This is a genomic window from Pseudomonas sp. BGI-2 (assembly GCF_004310295.1).
Classification (GTDB): Bacteria; Pseudomonadota; Gammaproteobacteria; order Pseudomonadales; family Pseudomonadaceae; genus Aquipseudomonas.
Map to the genome: position 1 here is coordinate 15,757 of NZ_SISB01000037.1, position 17,868 is coordinate 33,624.

The following is a 17,868-nucleotide window of genomic DNA, read 5'->3' on the forward strand; positions in this document are numbered from 1 at the left end:
CCGCTCCTGATCAGAACGGGCTGACGGTCATCAAAGATCCGTAACAGGAGATCGCATCATGAAGCGCTTGCTGGGGTCCCTTGGATTCTCATCGTTACTGGTGGCATCGGCGGTGTTCGCTCATCACGGCTGGAGTGAGTACGACTCGAGCAAAACCTTGCAGCTGGACGGAACGATCGAGGAATCCGGTTATTCCCACCCGCATGGGTTTGTTCGCCTGAAGACTGACGACAAGACCTGGAACGTCGTGCTGGCGCCACCATCGCGCATGGAGAACCGTGGTCTTTCCAGGGAAATGCTGACTGTCGGCAAGCGGGCTATGGTGGTTGGCTATCAGAATCGCAACAAACCCGATGAACTGCGCGCAGAAAGCATCACGGTCGACAACAAAACCACTGAGTTACGCTGATGCAATCAACTGGCACCAGCGGTGGATCGGGTCTGGAAGGCTGGCTGGACTATGTGGGTGACTCGCAACTCGGGTCGGCCATGCGAAGCGAAATATGGCTGTATCCGATAGTCGAGGTGGTTCACATCCTTGGTTTCGTGGTGCTTGTCGGCTCTGTCGTCATGTTCGACCTGAGGGTTCTCGGGCTGTCGAAAGGTCTTCCGGTGACGGCACTGGCTCGTCACCTCCTGACATGGGGAGTAGCGGCCCTGCTATTGATAGTCCCGGCTGGGCTGATGATGTTTTCAGCCCATCCGCACGACTTCGCATCCAACGGCGTTTTTATTCTGAAGCTTTGCTTGATCGGTATTGCGGGCCTCAATGCGGCTCTTTTTCACGTGGGTGTCTTCCGTTCAGTAGCCCGGTGGAACACCGACACCGCGGCGCCTGGAATAGCGAAAATCCAGGCGGTTTTTTCGATTATGTTATGGATCAGCGTGGTGCTCTGCGGTCGACTGCTGGCCTACACCTGACAGGGCGACATGGAAAAAGGGACCAGATCTATTTTTTCACTTTCAACAAATAGTATTAGAGTGCCCACCTCAAACCGCTACAGACAGAACCCCCCATGAAACCGTTGTACTCAGGCTCGCTCCTGCTTCTGATTACGGGTTGCTCGCCGATCCCGCAATACGAAACCCCTGCCAATGCCCCCCAAGCGCAGATTCGCAGTGAAATGGACGCACTAACCAACCGTCGCAACTACCTGACCCTTAGCGCAGCGCCGACCACGGCCTGCAAGTACGGAAGGTCGGTACCCGTGACACCCGCTCGGGAACTATTCTCGGTCAGCGGTGGGCACCCTTCGAAACCCGAAGGTTTTCGAGCTATCGAAGCGGGTAAACCGATCCACCTGGTGCTGGAGGGCGGAGCCAGCGGCAACCGCAGATGCACGGTCGATTTTGTCAGTGAGTTCATGCCGGGCGCCCGCTATGTGATCAAGGGTGGCATCAGCGATGGCCCCAATGTCATGAGCGGCTGCCAGATCAACATCGTTGATCTGGATTCCAGAGCTCGACTCTTTCAGGCTAAGCAGTCACCGGCCAACGGCTGTGCTCTGGATCGGTTATCACTGCCGACGCGTTGAGCGCGCTGACCGATTGAGCGGCGTCATCTATTCCCTTTGTAATTCATTGGCGTTGGAAATATACAAATATGGCGACAAGACCTGAAACAACCTGGGAGATGCTGAATGAGGCCATGTCCCATTTCCAGGAGCACATTCGCAACAAGAAGTTAATCTGGGAGCTTTCGCTGACCGACCTCCTGCACGTAAGCAATTTCAAGGGTGGAAATGCTTCTATAACAGAGCCGATGGCTACGCTGCCCCCGAAGCTGAAACAATACGAAATTGTTCTCAGAGACATCGAAACAACCTTTAAGAAAAAGGGCTTGAATGATCTGACAGAAGAAGAGCTGACTCAATTGACGGGTCGTTGCACAGACTTCCTCGCTTTAACAACAAAACCGAAAAGTAAAATCCGAGGGCTGGGGCCGTCTTACGCTTCAGCGCTACTGGCGGCGCATTTTATAAATCTCATCCCCGTTCTGGATCGTCGAGTCCTGAACGGTGCCGCTATCAGCGTTACAACGCAGGCTAACGGCCAGGTCAAGGACATCGCTAAACACTATGCGGAACTCATCAAGGCGTTCAGAGCGGCGCTGCGACTGACGCCAGAAATGAGTTTGCGAGAGCTGGATAAAAAATGGTTCATTAAAAGTCTCTGAGATCGTCATAACCAGAGAAACGGCCACCCGCCGCTTCTCTTATTTAAATAGATCTGTCATCTGTCACCTTTTCCCTGCCTTTTCCTCTTTTCGATCAATAGGTCAAACAGCGCTATTGCTAATGACCGAGCATCAGTCCAGCAACGCGAGCTTCTTCAGCAGCTCGTACAACCCGTCAGGAACCAGCGACGTATCGCCAGTAATACTGTCGAGCGGCAGCCACTTCGCAATAAAGACTGCACCGTCGCTTTCATGAGCGTTCAAGTGGGGCCGTTCATAGACGCTGGCATCCACGAATTTCGCATCGTAGACCTGCACGATTTCGTGCCCTGGCGTGCCGGCAAAGGTGAAGATGTTTTCGAGTGTGCCGAGTAAGCGAACATCGGTGATGGATAAACCGAGTTCTTCATCGACTTCACGTATTACGGCTTGGGCGCTGGTTTCGCCAAACTCGATTCCGCCACCGGCGCAAGAATGGCTTTCCAGTAATGGGGTCATACGCTTCGTTGACCAGTATCTTGCCATCGTGATGGAAGATGCAGAGTGCGAGGGGGCGGATGCGGTGTGTAGTCATGAAGTGAAGTCCATTTACTTTGTTTAAACCCTGTAGCGGGTGCTTCCATTTGGCATGGATGGTGGCCGCGGACGCAGCCTTCGGCAACTGCTACAGGGTAGTGTCCATTTTGAGATCAGAAGTTGGCTGGAGTATTGGCGCTGATGATTTCCGCCTCATCCTGGCCGATATTGCGAAACTTGTGAGGCAACGTCGTCGGAAAGTAATACCCATCCCCGGCATTCAGCACACTGATCTGTCCATCAACCGTCAGCTCAACCGTCCCACGAGTGACAAGCCCACACTCCTCCCCTTCCGAATGCACAATCGGCTCTTCCCCCGAACTCGCCCCCGGCGCGTATTGCTCGCGCAACAAGCGCATCTGCCGGCTCGGTACCGAAGCGCCAATCAACAACAACCGCAGCCCATGACGCCCAAGATCCGGCTGTTCATTGGCACGGAACACGTATTGATGTTCGCGCGGCGGCTGGTCGAAGGTGAAGAAGTCCGCCAAAGACATCGGTATGCCTTCGAGCAGTTTTTTCAGGGAGCTGACGGAGGGGCTGACGCGATTCTGTTCGATCAGGGAGATGGTGGCATTGGTGACGCCGCTACGCCGGGCCAGCTCGCGCTGGGAGAGTTTGTAGCTTTCGCGTACTAATTTGAGTCGTGAGCCCGTGTCCATGACAGCCTTATGCGAGAAATACTTAAGGGTTATGGGGGTGGATGGCGGGCGACTTTTGGCCGCGAAAGTACCGCTTCCCTGTCCCGGAAATGTGAAAGGCGGGTATTAAATCACGTTTGGTGGTGTTGCTCAGCAGGTTCGATGTGTGGGTGGGTGAAAAGGTTGTTCGGTCTATTACCAGCCGGCAATTCTGCGGAAATTTTGGCAGGTGAGCTGGTTTGCGATAGCGGTGTGCCCGGTAGGATTGATGGCGGCTGAATTGGCCTCATCGCGAGCAAGCTCGCTCCCACATTTGGGCGGTGGTGTTTTTGGAATCTGTGCATGGCGCCGAATGGAGGTGATTGGGCTGGCCTCTTCTCGAGCAGACTCGCTCCCACGGTTTGGTCCCGGTCGTATACAAGCTTTGTACTCGCCATAGATCTCCTGTGGGAGCGGGCTTGCTCGCGAAAGCGGTGTGTCCGCCACTTCAATGGCGACTGACAGGGCCCCTTCGCGAGCAAGCCCGCTCCCACATTTGATCTGTGGTGTTACTACATTATCTGCTCCGGGCTTAGATGCCGAACCGGTCACGCAGCGCGTAGTACGCTGCGCCCATGGCGGTGAGTGGGGCCTGGAAGGTGCGGCCGCCGAGCATGGGCATGTGCGGGAGCGAGGCGAACGCGTCGAAGCGTTCGGCGTCGCCGCGGATCATTTCCGAGATCAGTTTGCCGGCCAGGTGCGAGCAGGTGACGCCGTGGCCGCTGTAGCCTTGCATGTAGTAGGCGTTTTTCTCGATGCGGCCGAATTGCGGCATGCGGGACATGGTCAGCAGGAAGTTGCCGGTCCAGCGGTAGTCGATCTTCACGTCCTTCAGTTGCGGGAAGGTCTTGAGGATTTTCGGCTTGATCAGTTGCTCGATGTCGTCCGGTTCGCGGGCGCCGTAGACTACGCCGCCGCCGTACAGCAGGCGGTTGTCGGCAGTGAGGCGGTAGTAGTCGAGCAGGTAGTTGCAGTCTTCGACGCAGTAGTTGTTTTTGATCAGGCTGCGCGCAACCTTCTCGGACAACGGCTCGGTGACAACGATTTGCGAGCCGCACGGCATGCTTTTGCGCGTGACGCGGTTGTCGAGGTCTTGCGGCAGGTAGGCGTTGCCGGCGATCAGCAGGTACTTGGCGCGGACCAGGCCTTTAGCGGTGCGCACGGTGATCGGTTCACCGTAGGTGATTTCAACCGCTGCAGATTGTTCGTAGATTTTGCCACCGAGGCCGATGATGGCCGAGGCTTCCCCGAGGGCCAGGTTCAGCGGGTGGATGTGGCCGCCCTGCATGTCGAGCAGGCCGCCGACGTAGTTGTCGCAACCGACTTCGCGCTTGATGTCAGCCGCGTCGAGCATCTTCAGGTTTTTGTTGCCGTAGCGTTCCCAACTGCTCTTCTGCTCGGCCAGGCCTTTGAGCTGCTTCTTGTTCAGCGCGGCGAAGATGCCGCCCGGCTTGTAGTCGCACTGGATGTCGTAATGTTGTATGCGCTGACGGATGATGTCGGCGCCTTCGAAGATCATGCTGCCGAGGACTTCGGCGGTTTTGTCGCCGTAGCGTTCTTCAATTACGTCAACGTCGCGGCTGTAAGAGTTGACCAGTTGGCCGCCGTTGCGACCGCTGGCGCCGAAACCGACTTTGGCGGCTTCGAGCACGGTCACGCTGTAACCCGCTTCGCAGAGGAACAGGGCCGAGGACAAACCGGTGTAGCCGGCGCCGATCACGCAGACGTCGCAATCGACCGCTTGTTCCAGCACCGGAAAGTCGCCGGTGAAGTTGCGGGTGGCGGCGTAGTAGCTGTTTACATGTGTTGTTTGTTTCATACGTTTCTCCGATGGCCGCAGGATGGCCTGCGACCGCCGCTGTAGAGGTATTAGAGCTTGATCCAGGTCGCTTTGAGTTCGGTGTATTTGTCGAACGCGTGCAGCGATTTGTCCCGACCGTTACCCGACTGCTTGTACCCGCCGAACGGCGCGGTCATGTCGCCGCCGTCGTACTGGTTGACCCAGACGCTGCCGGCGCGCAAACCGCGGGCGAAGGTGTGGGCCTTGCTCAGGTTGCTGGTCCAGACGCCAGCGGCCAGGCCGAAGATGCTGTCGTTGGCAATCGCCAGGGCTTCTTCAGCGGTGTCGAAGGTGATCAGCGACAACACCGGGCCGAAGATTTCTTCACGGGCGATGGTCATGGCGTTGGTCACGCCGTCGAAAATCGCCGGTTCCACGTACAGGCCACCAGTGGCTTCGAGGGTGCGGCTGCCGCCGGCGATCAGTTGCGCGCCCTGGTCTTTGCCGACCTGGATGTAGCGCAACACGTTGTCCAGTTGACGCTGATCGACCACGGCACCGACGGTGGTTTCCGGGTCAAGCGCGTGCCCCGGTTTCCAGGCTTGCAGCGCTTCCACCAGCAGCGGAATGAACTGCTCGCGAATCGAACGCTCCACCAGCAAGCGCGAACCGGCGGTGCAGACTTCGCCCTGGTTGAAGGCAATCGCACCGGCCGCCGCTTGTGCTGCCGCGCGCAAATCCGGCGCGTCGGCGAACACCACGTTCGGGCTCTTCCCCCCCGCTTCGAGCCAGACGCGTTTCATGTTGCTTTGCCCGGCGTAGATCAGCAGTTGCTTGGCAATCGCAGTCGAGCCGGTGAATGCCAGCACGTCGACGTCCATGTGCAACGCCAGCGCCTTGCCGACGGTGTGACCGTAGCCTGGCAGAACGTTGAACACGCCGTTCGGGATGCCCGCTTCCAGAGCAAGCTGCGCGATGCGGATGGCAGTCAGTGGCGACTTTTCCGAAGGCTTGAGGATGAACGAGTTGCCTGCGGCGAGTGCCGGTGCGAACTTCCAGCTGGCCATGATCAACGGGAAGTTCCACGGCACGATGGCGGCGACCACGCCCGCAGGTTCGCGGGTGATGAGGCCGAGTTGATCGTGTGGCGTGGCGGCGACTTCGTCGTAGATCTTGTCGATGGCCTCGGCGCTCCAGCGGATCGCGTTGGCGGTCGCCGGGATGTCGATGTTCATCGAATCGTTGATCGGCTTGCCCATGTCGAGGGTTTCGAGCAGGGCGAGTTCTTCCTGGTTGGCCAGGATCAGGTCGGCGAAGCGGATCAGAATGCGCTTGCGCTCGGCCGGGGCAAGGTTAGCCCAGATGCCTGAATCGAAGGTGCGGCGCGCGACGGCGACGGCTTCATTCGCATCGGCTTCGTCGGTACTGGCGACGTTGGCCAGGAAACGGCCGTCGACCGGGCTGATGCATTCGAAGGTGTCACCGCTGAGTGCTGCGCGGTATTGGCCGTCGATGAAGGCGCGGCTTTCGATGGTTAAGGACTGGAAGCGTTGTTCCCAGTCGCTGCGAGTGTTTGTCATTGTTGTGACTCGACGCAGAGGAATAGTTGATCGTCAGTTAAAACTTGAAATGCAATCCCCTGTGGGAGCGGGCTTGCTCGCGAAGGGGGAGTGTCAGTCGACATCATCGTTGGCTGATATACCTCCTTCGCGAGCAAGCCCGCTCCCACAGGTGATTCACCAGCCGTCAAACCGTGTGCAGGTACCAGTTGTACTCAAGATCGGAGATGGAGTTCTCGAACTCGGCCAGCTCGCTTTCCTTGCACGCCACGAACACGTCGATGTACAGCGGGTCGATGTATTTGGCCATGACTTCGCTGTCGTCCAGCTCGCGCAGTGCATCGCGCAGGTTGTTCGGCAGGCTCTGCTCGTTCTGCTCGTAGCTGTTGCCTTCGACCGGTGCGCCCGGCTCGATTTCGTTGGTCAGGCCGTGGTGAATACCGGCCAGCACCGAGGCCATTAGCAAGTACGGGTTGGCATCAGCGCCGGCTACGCGGTGTTCGATGCGCACCGAGTCCGGCGAACCGGTCGGCACTCGCACTGCAACGGTACGGTTGTCGATGCCCCAGCTCGGCGAGTTCGGCACATAAAACTGCGCGCCGAAGCGGCGGTACGAGTTGACGTTCGGGCACAGGAACGCCATCTGCGCCGGCAGGGTCTCGAGCACACCGCCGATCGCGTGTCGCAGCGCGGCGTTCTGCTCGGGATCCTCGCTGGCAAAGATGTTGTTGCCTTCTTTATCGAGAATCGAAATGTGCACGTGCAAACCATTGCCCGCCTGGCCAGGATACGGCTTGGCCATAAACGTGGTGTCCATCTCGTGGTCGTAGGCGATGTTCTTCACCAGACGCTTGAGCAACACCGCGTAGTCGCAGGCCTTGATCGGGTCATTGACGTGATGCAGGTTCACTTCGAACTGCGCCGGGGCGCTTTCCTTGACGATGGCGTCGGCAGGAATGCCCTGCTCTTTCGCGCCTTCGAGGATGTCTTGCAGGCAATCGACGTATTCGTCGAGGTCGTCGATCAGGTAGACCTGGGTCGACACCGGACGCTTGCCCGACACCGGCGAACGCGGTGACTGCGGACGACCGTTCACGTTGTCCTGGTCAATCAGGTAGAACTCCAGCTCGAACGCCGCGCAGATGGTCAGGCCAAGCTCGTCGAACTTGCGCACCACGTTGGCCAGCACTTCGCGCGGATCGGCGAAGAACGCCTCGCCTTCCAGTTCGTGCATGGTCATCAGCAACTGAGCGGTTGGGCGCTTCTGCCACGGCTCGATGCTCAGGGTGCCAGGGATGGGAAAGCAGATCCGGTCCGAGTCGCCGATATCCAGACCCAGGCCGGTGCTTTCCACCGTAGAACCGTTGATGTCCAGGGCAAACAGTGACGCCGGAAGGTTGATGCCTTTTTCGTAAACCTTATGAAGACTGGTGCGCTCGATGCGCTTGCCGCGCACCACACCGTTCATATCCGCAATCAGAAGGTCGACGTACAAAACCTCAGGATATTTCTTAAGGAATGCGTTTGCTTCGTTGAGTTGAACGGCACGCAGAGGGACCGACATTTTGCACCTATTAGCTGTTAATTATTATGTTCACTACCTTATTGCGAGCCCAGTCAACCCGAACGGCAAAGTGAAGTCAATAGCGAACACTTGCCCGCTCAACCTTTATTTTCGGGCCTTTTATGGGCACGAGAGTGCCAATCAAGTCCTGCGTACCGCGTAAACCCTCAGGATCAGACGCACGGCGTTTAGAATTTTTTACATGAGAGTTGTTAATTAAAATCAACAAGGCTAAGCTCCGGAAAAGCTCGTTCAAGTGTGAAACTTCGAGGTGATAAAAATGGCATTCAAGCCATTGATCGGCGTTACTGCGTGCGTCAAACAGATTGGCCTGCACCCCTACCACGTCAGCGGCGACAAGTACTTGCGTGCTGTCAGCGTCGCGGCTTTGGGGCTGCCTGTGATCATTCCTTCCTTAGGCGAACTGACTGAAATCGACGATGTGCTCGCGCATCTCGACGGTCTGCTGCTGACCGGCTCTCCCTCGAATGTGGAACCTTTCCACTATCAAGGCCCGGCCAGCGTCCCCGGCACGGATCACGATCCGGCGCGGGACGCCACCACCCTTCCTTTATTGCGTGCAGCCATTGCGGCGGGCGTGCCGGTGCTCGGCATCTGCCGCGGCTTCCAGGAAATGAACGTGGCGTTCGGTGGCAGCCTGCATCAGAAGGTGCATGAACTGCCCGGCATGCTCGATCACCGGGAAGCCGACAGTCCGGAGCTGGCGGTGCAATACGCACCGGCGCATGCGGTGACGGTACAACCGGGTGGCGTGTTCGAAACGCTGGAGTTGCCGGCCGAGTTCATGGTCAATTCGATTCACAGCCAAGGCATTGATCGACTGGCTCCAGGCTTGCGCTCGGAAGCCATCGCGCCGGACGGTTTGATCGAGGCGATTTCGGTGGAACACAGCAAGGCGTTTGCCGTCGGCGTGCAATGGCATCCGGAATGGCAGGTCCTGTCGAATCCGCCTTACTTGAGTATTTTCCAGGCGTTCGGCGATGCGTGCCGGCGACGGGCCGCGCTGCGTAAAACCCGCTGACCTAAAACACAAATTTACTGCCCCCGCGAGTCAGGCGGGCGTGCCTTTGCGCGTCCGTCCTTCGCGATGACAACACACTGCAATAACAACAAGTACGACCCCGGCAGCCAGGACGGCGGCGCCGAATAAGCCCGAACGGTATGGATCAGGCGAGCGCAATCCCTTGTAGGAGCGAGGCTTGCCCGCGAAGGCGGTGTATCAGGTAACGATGATGTCGACTGACACGCCGTCTTCGCGGGCAAGCCTCGCTCCTACAGGGTCCGCGCTCTGGCTGGCATCGCACGGTTTGGGCTTGCAATCCACTCTTAAGTCAGGCCGCGTTGGCCCGACGACTGAAACCTGTTGGGAGTTTCACATGGCAAACGCCTCCAGCATCTACAGGAAGGCTCTTGAAGGTCACCAGACATCGAAAAAGGTGCTGGTGAAAGTCGACCGCGTCACCAAGAAATTCGACGAAACCTGCGCAGTAGACGATGTCTCGCTCGAGATCCATCAAGGCGAGATCTTCGCCCTGCTCGGTGGTTCCGGTTCCGGCAAATCGACCCTGCTGCGCATGCTCGCCGGCTTCGAGCGCCCGACCGAGGGCCGGATTTTCCTCGATGGCGTGGACATCACCGACATGCCGCCGTACGAACGGCCGATCAACATGATGTTCCAGTCGTACGCGCTGTTCCCACACATGACCGTGGCACAGAACATCGCCTTCGGCCTCAAGCAGGACCGCTTGCCCGCCAGCGAAATCGACGCCCGCGTTGAAGAGATGTTGCGCCTGGTACACATGACCCAGTACGCCAAACGCAAACCCCATCAGTTGTCGGGTGGTCAGCGTCAGCGCGTGGCCCTCGCCCGCTCCCTGGCCAAACGTCCGAAGCTGTTGCTGCTCGACGAACCGATGGGCGCACTGGATAAAAAGCTGCGTTCGCAGATGCAACTGGAGCTGGTGGAAATCATCGAGCGGGTCGGTGTGACCTGCGTGATGGTGACCCACGACCAGGAAGAGGCCATGACCATGGCCCAGCGCATTGCGATCATGCACCTGGGCTGGATCGCGCAGATCGGCAGCCCGGTCGACATTTATGAAGCACCGGTCAGCCGCATGGTCTGCGAATTCATCGGCAACGTGAACGCCTTTGAAGGCACCGTTGTGGAAGACCTTGAAGGTCACGCGATCATTCACAGCCCGGATCTGGAGCAGAAGATTTACGTCGGTCACGGCGTCAGCACTTCCGTGCAGGACAAGTCGATCACCTACGCGATCCGCCCGGAAAAAATGCTGGTCAGCACCCTCAAGCCGGACACCCGCTACAACTGGTCCGAAGGCAAAGTGCATGACATCGCCTACCTCGGCGGTCACTCGGTGTTTTACGTCGAGCTGCCTGGCGGCAAGGTCGTGCAATCGTTCATGGCCAACGCCGAACGCCGTGGCGCCCGTCCGACCTGGGACGACAAAGTCTACGTGTGGTGGGAAGACGACAGCGGCGTGGTACTGCGCTCATGAAAACACTCAATCAGCAGTTCATGCGGCTGATGCCGAGTGGTCGAAAGCTCGTCATCGGGATTCCGTTCCTGTGGCTTTGCCTGTTTTTCCTGTTGCCGTTCTTCCTGGTGATGAAGATCAGCTTCTCGGAAGCGGCGCTGGCCATTCCTCCTTACTCAGAGATCTACACCTTCGCCGAGCAGAAATTTCAGCTATTGCTCAACATCGGTAACTACTTGCTGCTGACCCAAGATGAGCTGTACATCTCGGCTTACTTCGGCTCGTTGAAGGTCGCGTTTTTAAGCACGCTGATGTGCCTGGTGATCGGTTTCCCGATGGCCTACGCGATCACCAAGGCGAACAAGGAAACGCAAAACGTTCTGCTGTTGCTGATCATGATGCCGACCTGGACCGCAATCCTGATCCGCGTGTATGCGTGGATGGGCATCCTCAGCAACAACGGTTTGCTCAACGGTTTTTTGATGTGGACCGGGCTGACGGATCACCCGATCGAGATCCTCAACACCAACACGGCCGTGTACATCGGCGTGGTGTATGCGTATCTGCCGTTCATGGTGTTGCCGCTGTACGCCAACCTGGTCAAGCACGATCAGAGCCTGCTGGAAGCCGCGTCTGACCTGGGTTCGAGTAACTTCAACAACTTCTGGAAAATCACCGTGCCGCTGGCCAAGAACGGGATCATTGCAGGCGCAATGCTGGTGTTCATTCCGGTGGTCGGTGAGTTCGTGATTCCGGAGCTGTTGGGCGGCCCGGAGACACTGATGATCGGTCGCGTGCTGTGGCAAGAGTTCTTCAATAACCGCGACTGGCCGGTGGCGTCTGCCCTGGCGGTGGTGATGCTGTTGATCCTGATTGTGCCGATTCTGCTGTTCAACCGCAGCCAGGCCAAAGAGATGGAGGCACGGGGATGAAACGTTTTGGATTTTCAAAGTTGATGCTGGTGTTCGGCCTGTCGTTTATCTACCTGCCGATGTTGATTCTGGTGATTTACTCGTTCAACGCCTCGAAACTGGTGACGGTGTGGGGCGGCTGGTCGTTCAAGTGGTACGCCGGTTTGCTCGACAACACGCAACTGATGGGCTCGGTGGTGCGCTCGCTAGAAATCGCCTGCTACACCGCGATTGCCGCTGTTGCGCTGGGGACGTTGGCAGCGTTTGTGCTGACGCGGGTGACGCGCTTCAAGGGTCGTACGCTGTTTGGCGGCCTGGTGACGGCGCCGTTGGTGATGCCGGAAGTGATCACCGGTCTGTCGCTGTTGCTGCTGTTCGTGGCGATGGCGCAGTTGATCGGTTGGCCGATGGAGCGTGGCATCGTCACGATCTGGATCGCCCATACCACGTTCTGTGCGGCGTATGTGGCGGTGGTGGTCTCCGCGCGTTTACGTGAGCTGGATTTGTCCATCGAAGAAGCGGCCATGGACCTCGGGGCGAAGCCGTTCAAGGTGTTTTTCCTGATCACCATCCCGATGATCGCGCCTTCACTGGCGGCCGGCGGCATGATGTCGTTTGCCTTGTCGCTGGATGATTTGGTGCTGGCGAGCTTCGTGTCCGGCCCGGGCTCGACGACCTTGCCGATGGAAGTGTTCTCGGCGGTGCGCCTGGGTGTGAAGCCTGAGATCAACGCCGTGGCAAGTCTGATTCTGTTGGCCGTTTCGATCGTGACGTTCATGGTCTGGTACTTCAGCCGCCGCGCCGAAGCCAACCGCAAACGTGCGATCCAGGAAGCGATGGACCAGACCGCCAGCGAATCGTGGCAGCAACCTGAAAAGAAAATGGCAGGAGCGACAGCCTAGTGCATCTGGTGAGTTAACTGTGGCGAAGGAGCTTCTGTGGTGAGAGGGATTTTTGTGGCGAGAGGATTTATCCCCGTGGGTCGCGTAGCGGCCCCACAACCTGCAACCTAGGTGTATCAGATACACCTGCTTCACAGGTTTACGACTGCTTCGCAGCCGAACGTGGATAAATCCCCTCGCCACAGGCAAAGCTCCTCACTACAGGTAAATCCCCTACTACAGGGTTCTGTATTCACTGCTTTTTGCTGTGTGATTTTGAATAAAAAGAATTGGAGTTGTACCGATGAAAATGTTTGGCAGGACTCTGCTGACACTGTCCTTATTGGGCGCGATTGCCACGGTTGCCCAGGCCAATGACAAGGTTCTGCGCGTCTACAACTGGTCGGATTACATCGCACCGGACACGGTCAAGAAGTTCGAAGACGAGACCGGCATTCGCGTGACCTACGATGTGTTCGACAGCAATGAAACCCTTGAGGCCCGTCTGCTCGCGGGCAAATCCGGCTACGACATCGTTGTGCCGTCCAACAGTTTCCTGGCCAAGCAGATCAAGGCCGGTGTCTATCAGGAACTGGACAAGTCGAAGCTGTCGAACTGGAAAAATCTCAACCCGGTGCTGCTGAAAAACGCTTCCGCGAGCGACCCGAATAACGGCCACGCCTTCCCGTACATGTGGGGCTCAATCGGTATCGGCTTCAACCCGGCCAAGGTCAAGGAAGTGCTCGGCGCCAACGCACCGACCAACTCTTGGGACCTGCTGTTCAAACCGGAAAACGCCGAAAAACTGAAAGCGTGCGGCATCAGTTTCCTCGACTCGCCGACGGAAATGCTCCCAGCGGCCCTGCATTACCTGGGTTACCCGGTGAACTCGCAGGACAAGGGGCAGATCGCTGAAGCTGAAGCGCTGTTCATGAAGATTCGCCCTTCGGTGGCGTATTTCCATTCGTCGAAATACATCTCCGACCTGGCTAACGGCAACATCTGCGTCGCGGTCGGTTACTCCGGCGACGTGCTGCAAGCCAAGGCTCGCGCTCAGGAAGCGGGCGACAAGGTGAAGATCAATTACAGCATTCCAAAAGAAGGCGCCGGCAGCTTCTACGACATGGTTGCCATCCCACGGGACGCGGCGAACGTGGAAAACGCCTACCTCTTCATGAACTTCCTGATGCGCCCGGACATCATCGCCGAGATCACCAACAACATCGGCTACAGCAATGCCAACGCGGCGGCTACGCCGCTGGTGGATGAGGCGATCCGGGATGATCCGGGATCGTACCCGCCGCAAGACGTGATGGCGACGCTGTATGCGATTCCGGACATGCCAATCGGCGTTCAGCGGGTGATGACCCGGGGCTGGACGCGGGTGAAGCTCGGGAAGTAATTGCGCGCGCCCTTTGTAGGAGCGAGGCTTGCCCGCGAAGGCGGTGTGCCAGTCACCATCAATGTTGAATGTGATGGCCTCTTCGCGGGCAAGCCTCGCTCCTACGGGGACGTAGGCATGACACAAATATTGGGGTTTTACCTGTTTTCCGTTCACGCAGCGCCTTACCACCGCTGCACGCCTCTCTGACGAACGGCCTCACCTGGCTTCCTCGGTTCAGGTGAATTCGGGCGCCCTCCTCGGGCGCCTTTTTTTATGAGGGGACGAGCGGCCATTCGGCCAGTGCCCGATACCGCCCCTTATGGGATTCAAACAAGACAAAGCGATCAGCCCGCAGGAAAAACTCGGGCGGCGTCGCGGACTCAGGCACCGGCACTCGGTAGTCGCGCATCAACGTCAAATGCGGCCGAAACTCTTTCGGCGCATCCTCAAACCCGAACGGCAACATCGCCTGTTCCAGCGCATACACCAGACGCAGCAACTCCGGCGGTGCCTGCTCCGGCGCCAGCACCAGAACCCCTGCCCTGCGCCAGACATCCATTCGATCCAGCACCAACCTCAACGGCGCACCCTGTACGCGAACCTTTGCCGCAGCCGTGCAGATCTCGCCGATTTGCGCCACCGCCACGGCCCCCAAAAACAACAACGTCAGGTGGAAGTTTTCCGCCGGCACCGGGCGCCCGCTGCGCAGCTCAAGTGCGCTGCGCCACTGGGCAATGGCCTTGCGTTGCTCGGGCGGGCAATGGAGTGCGAAAAACAGCCGTTTGGAAGGTTCATGGGATTCGTCAGTCATGCCTGGCAGCTCCTGACATGCACGTTATAGTTGAACCAGCCGAATTCAACGGGAGGGGGCCATGCGAGCAATCATCAGCAAAGAGCCATGGTGGGCGATGCCACCGAAACCGGGTCAGGATGAGTCCGAGCTGGAATGGGGCTGGCTGGTTCACTATAGCGAAGGTGAGCCGCGCTTCGAGTTCGTGAGGGAGCGGCCGACGGACAGTGAGATCCGCAACCGCAAAAGTTGCAGGATCACCCCGTCGGCGGAGTGATCCTTTGGTCGGGATCAGGCCTTCACGATCACTTCGAAACCACCAAAGACCAGGCGCTGACCATCGAAGGGCATCGGATTGACGTCCGACTGCATGCGCGCATCGTTCATGAGTTTGTCCATGCCCGCATTACGGGTGGCCTTATCGGGCCAAATGATCCAGCTGAACACCACGGTTTCGTCTTCCTTGAGTTTCACCGCCATGGGAAACGAGGTCACCTTGCCGTCCGGCACATCGTCTCCCCAGCACTCTGTGACGCTGAGCGCGCCGCTTTCCTTGAAAATGACGGCGGCGGTTTCGGCGTGTTTCTTGAATTTCTCGCGATTGGCGGTGGGTACGGCAGCGAGGAAGCCATCAACGTAGGACATGGTGTTTCTCCTTCGGTTATGGAACGGTCTGCTGGTTAGTCGATTCCGCAGGGCTCCAATCGACAGCGCCGTTGCCCAAACTGACAGGCGGTACATCGGCACTCCCCGCCAGGCTGCCCTCGATCTGCGCAGCCAGGTAAAACGTTCCCGCCATCACGCCGGTGGTCGGGTTCTGCACAAGCTTCATCCAGGCCTTGTCGAACGTATTGCCCAGGCTGCTGCGAATCAGCGCCTCGCTGTCCGGCCGGTCGGCGGCCTGAATCATCGCGCGGATCCCCGCCACCCCCACCGTAATCAATCCCCCCGCGAGTTTTCCGGCCGCCGCAGCAACGGCACTGGCTGCGCCTCGAGGGGCCATTTCGGCTTCCATCCGCTGGCTGGCGCGCTTGGCCACCGGCGCCATCGCCGTGTCGGTCGACCCGACGCCCCTGTCGCCGCCCGCCTTGTGGATCTTCTCGATCAACGCCGCGTAGGCCGGCAATGTGTTCAGCGGTTGGGTGTGCACGACCTGATACAACGACGCATCGCGAGCAGGCGGCGGGCCCAGTGCAATCGCCGGAATTTTCTGCAGGCGGCCGTTGAGTTGGGCCATCGGCACGCCGTGGCGCTGGGAGATTCGCTGCAGTTCTTCCTGAAGAATGTCCACGTAGAAGGCCGTCGCCAGGCTGAGAATCGCATCAGGATCGATCTCCACCGCGACCGGCGCCAGCACGCGCTTCTGATATTGCTCCAGCAGGTAGGCCGCCAGGCGCTTGGCCGAGGCATCCTGTTCACCCGCAGCGCTGAGGGTGTACCAGCTGACCTTCACCGAGAGCCATTCCTGGGTCCAATAACTGCTGAACCAGGGAATGAAGTTCTCTTCGGTCAGTTGGTAGACGCGGGTACGCCAGTAATCCATGGCACCACGGGCGTAGATTTTGGTCTGCTCGGTGGCCGATTTCGACGCTGCGACAATCTCCTGGTCCACCTGCCGCCAAGTGCTCTCGGCCACCACCACGATCGGCACCACCACCGGGGCACGCACGGGCGTGGCGCATCCCGCCAACACTACCATCACGGCGACGATCAGCGAACGCAGGTTCAAGATCGCGGTTTCCTACAGTGATCCCCGGACGGTATGCCCGGTGCTCGAAAAGCCTATTTATTTGAGTATAGGTGGCGGGGTTTGTTCGCTTGGGGTTGATGGACGGCTTATGGCCTCATCGCGAGCAGGCTCACTCCCACAATGTCGAGTTCACCACAATCCAATGTGGGAGCGAGCCTGCTCGCGATGAGGCCCTGAAGATCACCATCATCTCTATCGATACTCACCATTGCTGCTATTGCCTTCCGCAAAAAAACCACCAGGCGCAGGATCACCCCATCCCAAGGCACAACCCCACACCGGAGGGGCAAATCATGTTGATCCATCTCCTGACCTGCCTGGCCCTGACGGCCATTACCCTGACTGTTTTCTCCTACATCGTCCTCGCCGAGGAGCGCAGATCATGATCCACGCCATCAGCCTCTCCGTAAGCTTCCCGGTGTTCGGCAACAACCTCTATTCGCAGGAATTCGTCTCTCGCAAAGTGCTGTCGCTGGTGTTCGACAAAAACTTCGAGGCGTTGCTGATCCCGGCAGCCGCGAACCACTTCAACAACGAAGTGGTCGGGCTCAACGATCAGTTCCGGTTTCTCAATGACGTATTGGTTGAGCATCTGCTGGAGATCGAGCTGGCTCAGAGCGCACCCCGGTCTTCGCGTCAGTTCACGTTTTAGGATGAGGCGGGCCGACGAACGGCCCTCACCTTCCCACTGTTTCCTCCACCACAGAAAAACCGGTCCGCGCCGTCGGACTCAAGCCCTGATACGCCAACACCGGTTGGCAGCGTGAGGCTTTCCAGCACCTCGCCGGTGTTCGGGTCGACTCGCCGCAATTCACCTTCCTCTCCTTCCCAGGTACCGTGCCACAGCGCGCCTTCCACCCAGGTCACGCCGGTGACGAAGCGGTTGGACTCGATCGTGCGAAGAATCTTGCCGGTGTCGGGGTCGATCTGATGGATCTTGCGTTCCTGATACTGGCCTACCCACAGCGTTCCTTCGGCCCACGCGAGCCCTGAGTCGCCGCCGCCGCCGGGCGCAGGAATGGTGCCGAGTACCCGGCCGTTTGATGGATCGATCTTCTGGATACGATCCTCGGCGATCTGGAACAGGTGCTGGCCGTCAAAGGCTGTCCCGGCATGCGCGGCGATATCAAGCGAGCGCAGCGTCTTCCCGCTAGTCGGATCGAGGGCATTGAGTTTTTCTCCGGAAGCGAACCAGACGTGCTGACCGTCATAAGAAACGCCATGCACGCTGTCGACGCCCGGAAAGGGTCCGTATTCGCGGATGATTTCGGCGGATGATTGCTTCATGGTTGTATCCT

General features: G+C 58.4%; 19 protein-coding genes and 1 pseudogene. 11 read left to right on the plus strand and 9 right to left on the minus strand.

The features are described from left to right. Positions 1–58: 58 nt before the first annotated feature. The 4 genes from EYC95_RS22510 (at position 59) to EYC95_RS22525 (ending at position 2,176) form a co-directional block, all read left to right on the plus strand. On the plus strand, positions 59–409 hold the full coding sequence (locus EYC95_RS22510; protein ID WP_131062280.1) for a DUF6152 family protein: 351 nt from the start codon (positions 59–61) through the stop codon (positions 407–409). Next, a complete protein-coding gene (locus EYC95_RS22515) occupies positions 409–921 on the plus strand; it encodes a DUF6644 family protein (RefSeq protein WP_131062281.1) in 513 nt (170 codons plus the stop codon). Before EYC95_RS22510 ends, EYC95_RS22515 begins: the two co-directional genes overlap by 1 nt. A gap of 95 nt (positions 922–1,016) precedes the next feature. Further along, positions 1,017–1,535, plus strand: a complete 519-nt coding sequence (locus EYC95_RS22520; RefSeq protein ID WP_131062282.1) for a hypothetical protein — start codon at positions 1,017–1,019, stop codon at positions 1,533–1,535. A 68-nt stretch (positions 1,536–1,603) separates the two neighbouring features. Then, complete coding sequence (locus tag EYC95_RS22525; RefSeq protein WP_131062283.1) at positions 1,604–2,176, plus strand: hypothetical protein; 573 nt, start codon at positions 1,604–1,606, stop codon at positions 2,174–2,176. Between the two features lie 132 nt (positions 2,177–2,308). Here EYC95_RS22525 and EYC95_RS22530 read toward each other — a convergent pair. The 5 genes and pseudogenes from EYC95_RS22530 to EYC95_RS22550 form a co-directional block, all read right to left on the minus strand. Continuing rightward, positions 2,309–2,750, minus strand: a pseudogene (locus EYC95_RS22530) (NUDIX hydrolase). 115 nt (positions 2,751–2,865) lie between these two features. Next, positions 2,866–3,414: a cupin domain-containing protein gene (locus EYC95_RS22535; RefSeq protein WP_007946335.1), complete on the minus strand. Its 549-nt coding sequence runs from the start codon at positions 3,412–3,414 to the stop codon at positions 2,866–2,868. Between the two features lie 550 nt (positions 3,415–3,964). Then, positions 3,965–5,251, minus strand: a complete 1,287-nt coding sequence (locus EYC95_RS22540; protein ID WP_131062284.1) for an FAD-binding oxidoreductase — start codon at positions 5,249–5,251, stop codon at positions 3,965–3,967. A 50-nt stretch (positions 5,252–5,301) separates the two neighbouring features. Further along, complete coding sequence (locus tag EYC95_RS22545; RefSeq protein ID WP_131062285.1) at positions 5,302–6,792, minus strand: aldehyde dehydrogenase; 1,491 nt, start codon at positions 6,790–6,792, stop codon at positions 5,302–5,304. Positions 6,793–6,958: 166 nt separating this feature from the next. Next, a complete protein-coding gene (locus EYC95_RS22550) occupies positions 6,959–8,335 on the minus strand; it encodes a glutamine synthetase family protein (RefSeq protein WP_131062286.1) in 1,377 nt (458 codons plus the stop codon). Between the two features lie 280 nt (positions 8,336–8,615). On the opposite strand from EYC95_RS22550, the gene EYC95_RS22555 reads away from it, so the two are divergent. The 5 genes from EYC95_RS22555 (at position 8,616) to EYC95_RS22575 (ending at position 14,048) form a co-directional block, all read left to right on the plus strand. Beyond that, on the plus strand, positions 8,616–9,377 hold the full coding sequence (locus EYC95_RS22555; protein WP_131062287.1) for a gamma-glutamyl-gamma-aminobutyrate hydrolase family protein: 762 nt from the start codon (positions 8,616–8,618) through the stop codon (positions 9,375–9,377). A gap of 355 nt (positions 9,378–9,732) precedes the next feature. Further along, positions 9,733–10,875 carry a polyamine ABC transporter ATP-binding protein gene (potA, locus tag EYC95_RS22560; protein WP_131062288.1) on the plus strand — a complete coding sequence of 381 codons (1,143 nt, stop codon included), beginning with the start codon at positions 9,733–9,735 and terminating at the stop codon, positions 10,873–10,875. A gap of 29 nt (positions 10,876–10,904) precedes the next feature. Beyond that, positions 10,905–11,786 carry an ABC transporter permease subunit gene (locus EYC95_RS22565; protein ID WP_165557495.1) on the plus strand — a complete coding sequence of 294 codons (882 nt, stop codon included), beginning with the start codon at positions 10,905–10,907 and terminating at the stop codon, positions 11,784–11,786. Beyond that, positions 11,783–12,667 (plus strand): ABC transporter permease subunit, encoded by an 885-nt coding sequence (locus EYC95_RS22570; RefSeq protein WP_131062290.1) that lies wholly within the window; start codon positions 11,783–11,785, stop codon positions 12,665–12,667. Before EYC95_RS22565 ends, EYC95_RS22570 begins: the two co-directional genes overlap by 4 nt. Before the next feature lie 283 nt (positions 12,668–12,950). Beyond that, positions 12,951–14,048 carry a polyamine ABC transporter substrate-binding protein gene (locus tag EYC95_RS22575; RefSeq protein ID WP_131062291.1) on the plus strand — a complete coding sequence of 366 codons (1,098 nt, stop codon included), beginning with the start codon at positions 12,951–12,953 and terminating at the stop codon, positions 14,046–14,048. 253 nt (positions 14,049–14,301) lie between these two features. Here EYC95_RS22575 and thpR read toward each other — a convergent pair whose 3' ends face one another. Continuing rightward, positions 14,302–14,841, minus strand: coding sequence for an RNA 2',3'-cyclic phosphodiesterase (gene thpR, locus EYC95_RS22580; RefSeq protein ID WP_131062292.1), 540 nt, complete (start codon positions 14,839–14,841; stop codon positions 14,302–14,304). A gap of 61 nt (positions 14,842–14,902) precedes the next feature. Here thpR and EYC95_RS22585 point away from each other — a divergent pair, with 61 nt between their 5' ends. Beyond that, a complete protein-coding gene (locus tag EYC95_RS22585; protein WP_131062293.1) occupies positions 14,903–15,097 on the plus strand; it encodes a hypothetical protein in 195 nt (64 codons plus the stop codon). Positions 15,098–15,111: 14 nt separating this feature from the next. On the opposite strand, the gene EYC95_RS22590 is transcribed toward EYC95_RS22585, so the two are convergent. After that, the gene (locus tag EYC95_RS22590) at positions 15,112–15,465 is read right to left on the minus strand and encodes a DUF1428 domain-containing protein (protein ID WP_131062294.1); all 354 of its coding nucleotides are present in this window, start codon (positions 15,463–15,465) and stop codon (positions 15,112–15,114) included. A gap of 16 nt (positions 15,466–15,481) precedes the next feature. Then, a complete protein-coding gene (locus EYC95_RS22595) occupies positions 15,482–16,549 on the minus strand; it encodes a hypothetical protein (protein ID WP_131062295.1) in 1,068 nt (355 codons plus the stop codon). A gap of 403 nt (positions 16,550–16,952) precedes the next feature. Here EYC95_RS22595 and EYC95_RS22600 point away from each other — a divergent pair, with 403 nt between their 5' ends. Further along, positions 16,953–17,222, plus strand: coding sequence for a hypothetical protein (locus tag EYC95_RS22600; protein ID WP_131062296.1), 270 nt, complete (start codon positions 16,953–16,955; stop codon positions 17,220–17,222). Here the strand turns inward: EYC95_RS22600 and EYC95_RS22605 are convergent. Continuing rightward, positions 17,219–17,857, minus strand: coding sequence for a DUF5074 domain-containing protein (locus EYC95_RS22605; RefSeq protein WP_131062297.1), 639 nt, complete (start codon positions 17,855–17,857; stop codon positions 17,219–17,221). The genes EYC95_RS22600 and EYC95_RS22605 overlap by 4 nt on opposite strands. Between the last annotated feature and the right edge of the window lie 11 nt (positions 17,858–17,868).

Coding starts and splice junctions, on each gene's coding strand:
- EYC95_RS22510 (WP_131062280.1), top strand. CDS start 59: ATGAAGCGCTTGCTGGGGTCCCTTGGATTCTCATCGTTACTGGTGGCA.
- EYC95_RS22515 (WP_131062281.1), top strand. CDS start 409: ATGCAATCAACTGGCACCAGCGGTGGATCGGGTCTGGAAGGCTGGCTG.
- EYC95_RS22520 (WP_131062282.1), top strand. CDS start 1,017: ATGAAACCGTTGTACTCAGGCTCGCTCCTGCTTCTGATTACGGGTTGC.
- EYC95_RS22525 (WP_131062283.1), top strand. CDS start 1,604: ATGGCGACAAGACCTGAAACAACCTGGGAGATGCTGAATGAGGCCATG.
- EYC95_RS22535 (WP_007946335.1), bottom strand. CDS start 3,414: ATGGACACGGGCTCACGACTCAAATTAGTACGCGAAAGCTACAAACTC.
- EYC95_RS22540 (WP_131062284.1), bottom strand. CDS start 5,251: ATGAAACAAACAACACATGTAAACAGCTACTACGCCGCCACCCGCAAC.
- EYC95_RS22545 (WP_131062285.1), bottom strand. CDS start 6,792: ATGACAAACACTCGCAGCGACTGGGAACAACGCTTCCAGTCCTTAACC.
- EYC95_RS22550 (WP_131062286.1), bottom strand. CDS start 8,335: ATGTCGGTCCCTCTGCGTGCCGTTCAACTCAACGAAGCAAACGCATTC.
- EYC95_RS22555 (WP_131062287.1), top strand. CDS start 8,616: ATGGCATTCAAGCCATTGATCGGCGTTACTGCGTGCGTCAAACAGATT.
- potA (WP_131062288.1), top strand. CDS start 9,733: ATGGCAAACGCCTCCAGCATCTACAGGAAGGCTCTTGAAGGTCACCAG.
- EYC95_RS22565 (WP_165557495.1), top strand. CDS start 10,905: ATGCCGAGTGGTCGAAAGCTCGTCATCGGGATTCCGTTCCTGTGGCTT.
- EYC95_RS22570 (WP_131062290.1), top strand. CDS start 11,783: ATGAAACGTTTTGGATTTTCAAAGTTGATGCTGGTGTTCGGCCTGTCG.
- EYC95_RS22575 (WP_131062291.1), top strand. CDS start 12,951: ATGAAAATGTTTGGCAGGACTCTGCTGACACTGTCCTTATTGGGCGCG.
- thpR (WP_131062292.1), bottom strand. CDS start 14,841: ATGACTGACGAATCCCATGAACCTTCCAAACGGCTGTTTTTCGCACTC.
- EYC95_RS22585 (WP_131062293.1), top strand. CDS start 14,903: ATGCGAGCAATCATCAGCAAAGAGCCATGGTGGGCGATGCCACCGAAA.
- EYC95_RS22590 (WP_131062294.1), bottom strand. CDS start 15,465: ATGTCCTACGTTGATGGCTTCCTCGCTGCCGTACCCACCGCCAATCGC.
- EYC95_RS22600 (WP_131062296.1), top strand. CDS start 16,953: ATGATCCACGCCATCAGCCTCTCCGTAAGCTTCCCGGTGTTCGGCAAC.
- EYC95_RS22605 (WP_131062297.1), bottom strand. CDS start 17,857: ATGAAGCAATCATCCGCCGAAATCATCCGCGAATACGGACCCTTTCCG.